The 9436-nt window shown below is 75.1% G+C and carries 6 protein-coding genes; all 6 read right to left on the reverse strand.

Annotation, left to right across the window (positions count from 1 at the left end; translation table 11 throughout):
• Window positions 1–61: 61 nt before the first annotated feature.
• A complete protein-coding gene (locus ACSNOK_RS26110; protein WP_436783225.1) occupies window positions 62–1996 on the reverse strand; it encodes an acyl-CoA dehydrogenase family protein in 1935 nt (644 codons plus the stop codon).
• Between the two features lie 130 nt (window positions 1997–2126).
• Window positions 2127–2828, reverse strand: coding sequence for a response regulator (locus tag ACSNOK_RS26115; RefSeq protein ID WP_436783226.1), 702 nt, complete (start codon window positions 2826–2828; stop codon window positions 2127–2129).
• A gap of 18 nt (window positions 2829–2846) precedes the next feature.
• Complete coding sequence (locus tag ACSNOK_RS26120) at window positions 2847–4031, reverse strand: sensor histidine kinase (RefSeq protein WP_436783227.1); 1185 nt, start codon at window positions 4029–4031, stop codon at window positions 2847–2849.
• Between the two features lie 348 nt (window positions 4032–4379).
• Window positions 4380–5831 (reverse strand): aldehyde dehydrogenase family protein, encoded by a 1452-nt coding sequence (locus tag ACSNOK_RS26125; RefSeq protein ID WP_436783228.1) that lies wholly within the window; start codon window positions 5829–5831, stop codon window positions 4380–4382.
• 289 nt (window positions 5832–6120) lie between these two features.
• Entirely contained in the window at window positions 6121–7686 is a 1566-nt protein-coding gene (locus ACSNOK_RS26130; protein WP_436783229.1) for a PucR family transcriptional regulator, read from the reverse strand.
• Window positions 7687–7839: 153 nt separating this feature from the next.
• A partial coding sequence (locus ACSNOK_RS26135) for an ATP/GTP-binding protein (RefSeq protein WP_436783230.1) occupies window positions 7840–9436 on the reverse strand: 1597 nt, incomplete at its 5' end.

The following is a 9436-nucleotide window of genomic DNA, read 5'->3' on the forward strand; positions in this document are numbered from 1 at the left end:
GGCCGGGGCCGGGGCGAAAGGGCGCCCTCCGGCCGCGTGGGACCGGAGGGCGGGAGTCCGGTCAGTGCACGGGCCGGTGCACGTTCTCGCTCTTGGACGGGCCGGGGGTGGCGTCGGCGATCCAGGGGCCGTCGTCGCCCGGGTCCAGGATGCCCTCCTCCAGCCAGGCGCAGGCCCCGGCCGTCACCGCGTTCACCACCTGCCGGTCGAGGGTGTCGGTGTTGGTCCACAGCCGGGCGAAGAGCTCGTCCGCCCGGATGCGCGCCTGCCGGCAGAAGGCGTCCGCGAGCCCGTACGCCTCCCTGCCGTGCGCCCCCTGGGTGCGCAGCCGCTCGGCCAGGACGCAGGCGGCGCTCATGGCGAAGAGTTCGGCGCCGATGTCCACCACGCGCCCCAGGAACCCCTGCTTCGTCTCCAGCCGCCCCTGCCAGCGGGACATGGCGTAGAAGGTGGAGCGCGCGAGCCGGCGCGAGGCGCGTTCGACGTAGCGCAGGTGTCCGGAGAGGTCGCTGTGGCCGGCCGGGTGGAACTCGGCGTAGCTCGTCGGCAGCTGGCCCGGGCCGGTGACGAGCTTGGGCAGCCAGCGGGCGTAGAAGCCGCCGGCCCGGGCGCCGGCCCGGGCCTTGTCGCCCAGGGACTTCTCCGGGTCGATGAGGTCGCCGGCGACCGACAGGTGGGCGTCCACGGCCTCCCGGGCGATCAGCAGGTGCATGATCTCGGTGGAGCCCTCGAAGATCCGGTTGATGCGCATGTCGCGGAGCATCTGCTCGGCGGGGACCGCGCGTTCGCCGCGGGCGGCGAGGGAGGCGGCGGTCTCGTAGCCCCGGCCGCCGCGGATCTGGACCAGCTCGTCGGTCATCAGCCAGCCCATCTCGCTGCCGTAGAGCTTGGCGAGGGCGGCCTCGATGCGGATGTCGTTGCGGTCCTCGTCGGCCATCTGGCCGGAGAGGTCGACGATCGCCTCCAGGGCGAACGTGGTGGCGGCGATGAACGAGATCTTCGCGCCGACGGCCTCGTGACGGGCGATCGACTTGCCCCACTGCTCCCGGGCGGCCGACCACTCGCGGGCGACCTTAAGACACCACTTTCCGGCGCCGACGCACATCGCCGGGATGGAGAGCCGTCCGGTGTTCAGCGTGGTCAGCGCGATCTTCAGGCCGGCGCCCTCGGGGCCGATGCGGTTGGCCGCCGGCACCCGCACCTGGTGGAAGCGGGTCACGCCGTTCTCGATGCCACGCAGGCCCATGAAGGCGTTCCGGTGCTCGACGGTGACGCCCTCGGACGCCGTCTCCACGACGAACGCGGTGATCCCGCCCTTGTGGCCCTCGCTCTTCGGCACCCGGGCCATGACGACCAGCAGGTCGGCGACGACGCCGTTGGTCGTCCAGAGCTTGACGCCGTCGAGGACGTAGTCGTCGCCGTCGGGCACGGCGGTGGTGGCCAGCCGGGCCGGGTCCGAGCCGACGTCCGGCTCGGTGAGCAGGAACGCCGAGATGTCGCTGCGGGCGCAGCGCGGCAGGAACGCGTCCTTCTGCTCCTGGGTGCCGAACAGCTTCAGCGGCTGCGGTACGCCGATGGACTGGTGGGCCGAGAGCAGCGCGCCGACGGCCGGGCTGACCGAGCCGACGAGCATCAGCGCCTTGTTGTAGTACACCTGGGTGAGGCCGAGGCCGCCGTACTTGATGTCGATCTTCATCCCGAGGGCGCCGAGCTCCTTCAGGCCCGCGACCGTCTCGTCGGGGATGCGCGCCTCGCGCTCGATGCGGGCGGCGTCGATCCGCGTCTCGCAGAACGCGCGCAGCCGGGCGAGGAACTCCTCGCCGCGCCGCACGTCCTCCGGCGCGGGCGTCGGGTACGGGTGGATCAGGTCGAGCCGGAACCTGCCGAGGAAGAGTTCCTTGGCGAAACTGGGCTTCTGCCAGCCCTGCTCGCGGGCCGCCTCGGCGACCCGGCGGGCTTCGCGCTCGGAGACCGGCCGTACGGATGGTGCGGTCATGGGGCACCTCGCCGCTTGAGTCGTCGCGGTTGTCACGGTCGATACCGACCGGTGCTACCGGTCCGTATGTACCCGATTCGCAGGGTGTCTACCAGACCGCGCGCAGGGTTCCGGCCGGGCCGGGCCGCCGTCAGTGCCGCGTGCCGGGCGTCACCAGGCCGCTCTCGTAGGCGACGACCACGGCCTGGGCGCGGCTGCACAGGCCGAGTTTGGCCATGGCGCGGTTGAGGTGGGTCTTGACGGTGGCCTCGCTGATGACGAGCTCGGCGGCGATCTCGCCGTTGGACAGGCCGCGCCCGGTGTGGCGCAGCACCTCGCGCTCCCGGCCGGTGAGCGCGTCGAGGGCCTCGCTCCGCGGGGGCTCGGGCGCGGGCCGCGGCCGGGTGAACGCCTCGACCAGGCGGCGGGTGACGCTGGGCGAGAAGAGGGTGTCCCCGCCGGCCACGGCGGTGACGGCGGCCAGCAGCCGCTGGGGGCCGGCGTCCTTCAGCAGGAAGCCGGAGGCGCCGGCGCGCAGCGCGGCGTAGACGTACTCGTCGAGGTCGAAGGTGGTCAGGACGAGGATTCTGGGCGCGGGGACGAGGCCGGCGGCGAGGATGCGCTCGGTGGCGGCGACGCCGCTGAGGCCGGGCATCCGGATGTCCATGAGGACGACGTCCGGGTGGTGGGCCAGGGCGAGGTCGACGGCCTCCTGCCCGTCGGCGGCCTCGGCGGCCACGCTCATGCCGGGGGCCGCGCGCAGCAGGGCCGCGACGCCGGCCCGGATCAGCACCTGGTCGTCCACGACGAGCACGCGTATGCCGGAACCGCCGTCCTGCTCGCCGGTCGTCATCCGCCCCGCCCCCGCCGGTCACTGGAGGGGAAGCGTCAGCCGGACCTCGAACCCGCCGTCCGCCCGCGGGCCGGCCGCGAGACTCCCCCCGTAGATCCTGGCGCGCTCGCGCATGCCGATCAATCCATGGCCGCCGGACGGCACCGGGTTGGCCGGAACCGTCCCCCGCCGCCGGGGCGCCGGCCGGCCGTCGTCGGTGACGCTCAGCTCCAGCTCGTGCGGCCGGAAGGCGACCCGGACCACCGCGCGGGCGGTGCCCGCGTGCTTGATGATGTTGGTCAGCGCCTCCTGGACCACGCGGTACGCGCACAGGTCGGGGCCGGCCGGGAGGGGCCGCCGCTCCCCCGTGACCTCCAGTTCCACCCGGACGCCGACCGCCCGTACCCGCTCCACGGTGGCCTCCAGCCGGCCCAGGCCGGGCATCGGGTGGTACGGGCAGTCGCCCTCCGCTGGTCCGATGCCCTTTCCGCCGTCGTCCCCGCCCTCCGGGCCGACCCGGAGCACGGCCAGCAGCCGGCGCATCTCCTCCAGCGCCTCCCCGCTGCTGGCCGCTATCGTGCCGAGCGCGTCCCGGGCGGTGGCCGGGTCGCTGGCGAAGACGTAGCGGGCGAGCCCGGCCTGCACCGACACCACGGACATGTGGTGGGCGACCACGTCGTGCAGCTCACGGGCGATGCGGACGCGTTCCTCGGCGACGGCGCGGCGGGCGTTCTCCTCGCGTTCCCGGCGCAACTGGGCCGCCAGATCGGAGAGTTCGGCGTTGCGTTCGGCGAGCTGGCGGGCGTTGCCGCCGAACTTCAGGATGATGGCGAGCATCACCGCGGCCTGGGCGACCGTGGTCACCAGGTCGTCGGTGTGGCCGAGTACGGTGCTGAGCACCGCGCATCCGGCGCAGCAGACGCCGCAGAGCAGCGCCACCGGCCAGGGGCGGCTCGCGGCGACCGAGTACAGCGCCACCATCGGGCAGAGGCTGTTGACGATCGGCCAGTAGCCGGCGGCGACGAATACCAGCCACAAACCGCTGGTGAGGGCGAACGTCAGGACGGGGGCCCGGCGGCGGGCGGCCAGGCTCAGGTTGATGACGCAGATCAGCGTGTAGCCGAGGGCGTCGGGGCGGCTCCAGGGCGCGTTGGCGGACGACGCGCTGCTGGCATAGACCACCGTGGCCGCGGCGCAGCCCAGGGCCAGCGGCGCGTCCCGCATCCATAACGGCCTGCCGGGGGAACGCCGTTCCGGCGTCCGTGGCCACCTGCGCGACCGCGCTCCTGCCGCCCCTGCCGTCCGCATCGCCGCAGCGTACCCACGCCGCGCGGGGCGCGGCATCGGCCGGGCGCGGGCGGTGCCGTCTGCCGCGGCGGGTGGAGGGGGAGACGCCGGGCTACCGCAGGAGTTGACCCGGGGTTCAACCGGCGAGGGGATGGGCTCGGCCCGCCGGTTGCCTAGAGTCGGTTCCCGTCGGCACCCCGGAGCTTCACGGGGGAAACGGGGGACGTGCCGACGGCACGGGGGACCAGTGCGCTCCGGGCCACGGGCCCGGAGCGCACTCGGTGTTTACAGGGCGAGGCCCGTCAGGACGAGCACCCGCTCGTAGGTGTAGTCGTCCATCGCGTAGCGCACGCCCTCGCGGCCCACTCCGGACTGCTTGGCACCGCCGTACGGCATCTGGTCGGCGCGGTACGACGGGACGTCGCCGATGACCACGCCACCGGTCTCCAGCGCGCGGTGGGCGCGGAAGGCGGTCTGCAGGTCGTGGGTGAAGACGCCCGCCTGGAGGCCGTACGGCGAGTCGTTGACGGCGGCGAAGGCGGCCTCCTCGCCGTCGGCCTTGGACAGGGTCAGGACCGGGCCGAAGACCTCCTCGCACGCGATGGTCACACCGGCCGGGACGTCCGCCAGCACGGTGGGCGCGTAGGTGGCGCCCTCGCGCTTGCCGCCGGCGAGCAGCTTCGCGCCCGCGGCGACGGCCTCGTCCACCCAGGACTCGACGCGCTTCGCGGCGTCCTCGCTGACCAGCGGGCCGACGTCGGTGGCCGCGTCCGACGGGTCGCCGGTCACCTGGGCCTCGACGGCCGCGACGACCTTCGGCACCAGACGCTCGTACAGCGAGGCGTCGGCGATGACGCGCTGCACCGAGATGCAGGACTGGCCGCCCTGGTAGTTGGAGAAGGTGGCGATGCGCTGCGCCGCCCAGTCCAGGTCCTCCTCGGAGGACCAGTCGGCCAGCACGACGGCCGCGCCGTTGCCGCCCAGCTCCAGGGTGACGTGCTTGCGCGGCGCGGAGTCCAGGATGGACCAGCCGACCGGACCGGAACCGGTGAACGAGATCACCGGCAGCCGCTCGTCCTGGACGAGGGCCGGCATCCGGTCGTTGGGGACCGTCAGGACGCTCCAGGAGCCGGCCGGCAGCTCGGTCTCGGCGAGCAGCTCGCCGAGCAGCAGCGAGGACAGCGGGGTCGCCGGGGCCGGCTTGAGGATGATCGGCGCGCCGACCGCGATGGCCGGGGCGACCTTGTGCGCGGCCAGGTTCAGCGGGAAGTTGAAGGGCGCGATGCCGAGCACGACGCCGCGCGGGAAGCGGCGGGTGAGGGCGAGGCGGCCGGTGGAACCGGGGTCGGTGTCCAGCCGCTGCGCGTCACCGGCGTTGAACCGGCGCGCTTCCTCGGCGGCCCAGCGGAACACGGAGACGGCACGGCCGACCTCGCCGCGCGCCCACTTGATCGGCTTGCCGTTCTCGGCCGAGATCAGCTGGGCGATCTCCTCGGTGCGCTCGGCCAGCCGCTTGGCGACGTGGTCGAGGGCGGCCGTACGGACGTGCGCGGGCGTCGCCGCGAACTCCTCGCGCACGGCGTGCGCGGCGGCCACGGCCTCCTCCACCTGCGCCTCGGTGGGCACGCTCACGGTGCCGACCAGGCGGCCGTCCCAGGAGTTCGTGACGTCGAAGGTCTCCTCGCCGGTGGCCTCACGGCCGGCCAGCCAGAACGCGTGCGGGGCGGGGGAGGTCATGGGGCCGCCTTTCCGGTACGGGGGTGGGTGCGTGCCCCCTCACCGTAGGGGGCGGACGGGGGCGCGCCATTTGTCCACCGTGGAGCGGAGCGGAGGAGAGGGGCGCCGGATCGGCGGGGTGGGGGTGCCCCGGTCCCGCCCTCTCGGCATTTCAATCGCCGGACAGGCTGAGTGGTGCGCTCGGGCGCACTATCCAGCCCGTCCGGCGTTTGAGGACGAGCGGCGAAGCCGCGACAAGCGGGGTCTGGGGCGCAGCCCCCAGGAAACGGTGAGAGGGCGGGGCTGGGGCTCACTCCCCCGCCCCCGGAGGAGAAGCCTTGAGCGCCAGCCACAACTCCATCCGCACATCCGGATCGTCCAGCGACCGCCCCAGAATCTCCTCCACCCGCCGCATCCGGTACCGCAACGTATGCCGGTGCACCCCCAGATCAGCGGCGGCCGCATCCCACTGTCCATGCCGGGAAAGCCAAGCCCGCAGCGACTCCACGAGATCCCCCCGCCCGGTCGCGTCATGCGCCCGCAGGGCCCGCAGCAGCCCGTCGGCGAAGGCCCGCACGGCGTCATCGGCGAGAAGCGGGAGAACGGACCCGGCGGCGACATCCTCGTGCTCGACGAGAGCACGCCCCCGCCGCCGGGCGACGGAGAGCGCCTGCTCGGCCTGGCGAAGGGCGGCGGCGGTGCCGGCGGCCAGGGCGGGGGCGGACAACCCGAGGGCGACACCGGCGCCTTCCGAGCGCACGGCGCCCGCGCAGGCGTCGGCCGCGGCTCCCCCGTCGGGAGCCAGCAGCACGAGCCGCCCCTCCTCCGGCACGGCGAGTACCGGCTCCGCCGCCCGGCTCGCCGCCGCCTCCGCGGAGTCGGCCAGGGCGGCGAGCGGGTCGCCGGCGTCCGGGTCGGCGCCCTCCACCGGCACCGGCTCGGCGACGAGCACGCGGAACGGCCGGTCGAGCAGGGACCCGTAGAGCTCCCCGGCGACGGCCCGCGCGTGCTCCGCCTCCCCGGAGAGCAGCATCCGCAACACCGCCGCGCCGAGCCGCTGCTCGGCGGCCTGGAGGGCGCGGGAACGCTCGGTGGCGAGGGTGAGCAGGGCGACGGCCGAGTGCACGGCGTACCGCTCGGGCGTGCCGAGCGGCGCCGCCGTGCCGACGGCGAGCACGCCGCGAGCACGGCGGCCGGTGCCGAGGGACTGGAGCTCGACGCGGTCGTCGCCTTCCTCCGGCGCGACGACGGCGCTGGCGGGGGCGGGCCGGCCGCGCAGCCGCTCGGCGTCCGGGCCGAAGCGGGCGGCGCGCCGGGCGGCCCAGTCGGGGGCGGCGGCGACGACCGCGCCCGAGGCGTCGTAGAGGGCGGCCCAGCCGTCGACGTACGCGGCGAGCCGGGCGAGCAGCCCGGCCGGGCCGTCCGGGCCGAGGGCGGCCCGGGTGAGTTCGCGCTGGGCGGCGAAGCCCGCGGTGACCGCACGGTACTGATCGGCGGCGATGGCGGCCGAGACCGCCTTGCTGATGGCGATGAACGGGGTACGCCGGGGCACTTCCAGCAGCGGCAGCCCTGCCTCCTCCGCGGCCTCGACGAGGGCGGGCGGCACCTGCTCGTAGTTGACGCCGACGGCGAAGCCGAGGCCCACGACACCCGCCTTGACCAGCCGCCCCACGTAAGGACGCACGGTGTCCGGGTCGGCCGCGTCGATCTTCATGGCGGTGATCAGCAGCAGCTCGCCGCCCTCCATCCAGGGCACCGGGTCCGCCAGCTCGCTGACGTGCGCCCAGCGGACGGGGGTGTCCAGCCGCTCCCGGCCCGCGAGCACGGTGAGCTTGAGGGCGGAATGGTGGACGAGCGAGGCGAGCGTGGGGGGCATGGCACCTTCGGGTGGGCGGCTTCGGGGCGCGGCTTCGTGGAGAACCCGCACGACCAGAGCGGGGACGGCACGGCGACAGGGCCGTCCCGTATGAACTGCTGTGACCGATTCTGCCTCAGCGGAGCAAAAGGCGCGGCCTCCCGCGGACCGGCCTCAGTCCCGCAGGTTCACCAGCACCGGCGGCGTCATCGCCCCCCGTACCGACGTCACCGACAGCACCGCGTGCCCCGGTGGCACCCCGTGCGCCAGCTCGGAGGCGGACCAGCGCTCGCGCTCCACCGTCCGCACGGTGACGGACTGGGCGGTGACCGCCCGGCCGGTGACCACCCGGCGGAGCACGTGCAGGGCACGGGTGAGCGGCTCGTGGGCGATGATCTGGCGGTCGGTGACGTCGCGGGTCTCCACCCACTCCTTCCCCCACACCTCGGCGAACCGGGCGCCGTCCCAGGTGGTCACGCCGGAGAAGGCCATCCGGCAGCCGACGGTGCCGAGCAGGGCGCTGCGCAGCGCCTCGGGCACGTCGTCCAGGGTGCGGAGGGTGAGGACCGCGCCGGCGTGCGCCGAGCGCAGCCGCTGGAGGCCGCGCACCGACTCGGCGGTCACGGTGTGGGTGGCGTCGTCGAGGACGAGGCAGGCGAAGAGCGAGCGGTCGGCGCGGGCGGCGGCGGACTCGGTGAACTGGGCGAGGATCAGCCGCGCCAGCATCCGGGAGGCCTCCGCGTGGCCGCGCTCGGGCAGGTCGATCCGGACCCGCAGGGGATGCTCCAGGGTCCGGAGCGAGAACGTCCGCCGGGGGTCGCCGGTGTCGAAGAAGCCCGCGAACGCCGGGCGGTCGAGCAGCGCGACGCGGTCGGCCAGCATGGGCGCCGGGTCACCGGGCCGCCCGGCCTGCCGCTCACGGGCGTCCAGCTCCCGGGCCAGCGCGCCCTGCCCGCCGACGGCGAGCCGGCCGCGGAGCGCGTCGAGCGCCTCGGGCGAGCCGTCGAGCAGCTCCCGGAGCTCCTGGACGGACGGGAAGCGGCCGTGGGCGCCGTGGAAGGGGCCGAGGATCTGGGCGAGGGCGGTGGCGGCGCGGCGTCCGTCCCCGCCGGGGAGCGCGGCGGTGAGATCGCCGACCAGGCCCTCGGCGAGGATCGCCGCGGCCTCGTCCGGGTCCTCGGTGCCGCCGTACAGGTCCAGGTCGTAGGCGGAGTCCGGCCGACCGATGCGGATCACCACGTCGAACGCCTCGTCGGGGGCCAGGTCGGTGCCCGAGGCTCCCACCGCGACCACGGCGGCCCGCCCGGCGAGGGCCTGCAGGCACAGCGACTCCAGCACGGGCCGGACCAGGCCCGCGGTCTTGCCGCAGCCGGGCGGTCCGACGGCGAGCAGGGAGGTGCCGAGCAGGCCGGGGTCCAGCGCCCAGCCGACACCGCGGTGGTCGTAGGGGTTGCGCCGGTCCTCGGCCGCGGTGCCGATGCGGACCTGGCCGGTGATCAGGTCGTGCCGGGCCGCCCGGACGCTCAGATCGCGCGCGCCGGACGGGTGGGCACAGGCGGCGGCGCCGGCCCGCAGTACGGCGTCGGTGAACGCGGACCGCCACTCGGGCCGGTTCCGCACGGCCTCCCAGGCGCGTTCGATCCGGGCCCGGTCCACGTCGTTCATCAGCCCCCGGCGGGCGTCGGCCGCGAGCCGGTCGGCGGCGTCGGGAGCACCCTCGGCACGCAGCCGGGGCCAGTCGGCGGGGTCCTCGTCGGGGGCGGGCGGGGCG

The sequence above is a fragment of the Streptomyces sp. URMC 126 genome (genome assembly GCF_051386555.1).
Classification (GTDB): Bacteria; Actinomycetota; Actinomycetes; order Streptomycetales; family Streptomycetaceae; genus Streptomyces.

Coding starts and splice junctions, on each gene's coding strand:
- ACSNOK_RS26110 (WP_436783225.1), bottom strand. CDS start 1,996: ATGACCGCACCATCCGTACGGCCGGTCTCCGAGCGCGAAGCCCGCCGG.
- ACSNOK_RS26130 (WP_436783229.1), bottom strand. CDS start 7,686: ATGCCCCCCACGCTCGCCTCGCTCGTCCACCATTCCGCCCTCAAGCTC.
- ACSNOK_RS26120 (WP_436783227.1), bottom strand. CDS start 4,031: ATGCGGGACGCGCCGCTGGCCCTGGGCTGCGCCGCGGCCACGGTGGTC.
- ACSNOK_RS26115 (WP_436783226.1), bottom strand. CDS start 2,828: ATGACGACCGGCGAGCAGGACGGCGGTTCCGGCATACGCGTGCTCGTC.
- ACSNOK_RS26125 (WP_436783228.1), bottom strand. CDS start 5,831: ATGACCTCCCCCGCCCCGCACGCGTTCTGGCTGGCCGGCCGTGAGGCC.